The organism is Neobacillus sp. KR4-4 (assembly GCF_042136325.1).
Lineage (GTDB): Bacteria > Bacillota > Bacilli > Bacillales > Cytobacillaceae > Neobacillus.
Map to the genome: position 1 here is coordinate 1 of NZ_JBHHJU010000073.1, position 1,646 is coordinate 1,646.

General features: G+C 36.5%; 2 protein-coding genes. Both read right to left on the minus strand.

The features are described from left to right. Positions 1–1,108: DDE-type integrase/transposase/recombinase (locus tag ACE198_RS27930; RefSeq protein ID WP_375377793.1), on the minus strand; the 1,108-nt coding region annotated here is incomplete at its 3' end. A gap of 199 nt (positions 1,109–1,307) precedes the next feature. Continuing rightward, the coding region (locus tag ACE198_RS27935) for a helix-turn-helix domain-containing protein (protein WP_375377794.1) at positions 1,308–1,646 on the minus strand (339 nt) is incomplete at its 5' end.

Here is a 1,646-nt window from a genome sequence, read left to right on the forward strand (position 1 = left end):
GCGAATCCACCTCATATTTGTTCCCTTGAAACGAAATACAGCCAGTTTTATCTACTTTTCTTTCATCTTCCCAATAAAAGGCATTTTTTAAATCGTATATTGAGATAGAAACCGAAGGTTGCTCACATTCTTCCCATCTTTGTCTTGGGGGTTGTTTTGTTTCACCGTGCTTTCGCTCATGATAGATGGATTCTTTCCAAATATGAAAATATCGATTCAACTGTTCAATAGACTGAATCCTTCCGGATTCAATTAAGTCATAGGCCTCGGGTTTGAAGGAAGAATCTACGAATTGGAAGAAACGTTCTATTTTTCCACGCCCTTGTGGTCTTCTAGGGGTAGAATGAGTTAGTTTAATCCCGAGTTTCGCACAGGTTGTTTCTAATGCTTTGGCTCTATAAATGGCTCCATTATCGACATAGATCTGTTCAGGCTTTCCGTTGCTTAATATAGCTTTAAACAAACAATCCTCCAGCTGCGCACCTTTTTCATCAAAATAAAATTGGCCATGAACTATGAACCTAGAATAATCGTCAATAAAGGCAAATAACTTTGCTACACGCTTCTTATTTGAATCTTTTGGGTCTGGTAAATAGAGAGTATGTTGCACATCCCCTTGCCAACAAGCATTCCGATAGGGAAATTCAAATCGACGGAATTGTTTCCCAACTGGTTTTTGTTGTAACTTTTTACGTGTAATTCCTACTTTACGCAATTGTTTGGATAATGTACTTTCCGAAATAGCCCCCGGATCTACTATTTCAGCTAGTTCCATTATTCGAATTATCTGTTGAACTGATCGCTCTGGACGTTCTGTTTTCAATTGAATCGCTTTTTCCAATAGATCGTTGGTTATAGCTCTAGGGGCATATCCACCCCTTTTTAACGGTTTTAATGCTTCAAATCCACTATTACGATAAAGTTGAATATATCGTTCTAATGTTCGAAGTCCGACTTTTTGCTTCTCACCATATGGATTTAGATGTTCATTTGCCGCAATGTTCCGAAGTCTTTGTGCTTGTTCTCCTTTTGGAATCTCTCTTGTGACTATTTCTGCAATAAGGCCAAAACGAAATAAGGCAATATCATTTCTTAATTTTTCATCCATTTACAGCTCTCCTATCTATATTGAATTTCTTATATGTTCATTAAATAATGATTATCGATAGAATGGGAGAACCCATATTATGTGGGAACGTCTGTTTTAAAACGGATAATATTGGGGAAATTGCCCCGAAGGGGCGACAAATTAAGTTCGGAAGATAAAAAGGCGGTTTAAATGAATGGGTAAAATTGGGCATACAGGGTTAAATTTTATTCATTAACTGATTTATCCAGTTGAAGAAGCCATAGAATGGGTAAGGGGTTGTAGAGTGAAAAAATTTCCATGTTTTCGGAAGGAGATATATTAGGGTCTGTTCATCAGTTAATGGTTTTATTTGTCTAAAATCAATCTCTGTCGGATGAATATCAACCAAATGATACATAAGTAAATGGATCAAGGATTCCTTTTTAATCCTCCATAAAGAATCCCAGCGTTTAATTGTCTTATAGGAAATCCCACCCGTCTCATTTGAGAAAATGGCAGATTGAATACGATAATAACTTTTTCCTTTCAAATACCGTAATATCCATACTTTTTGAAG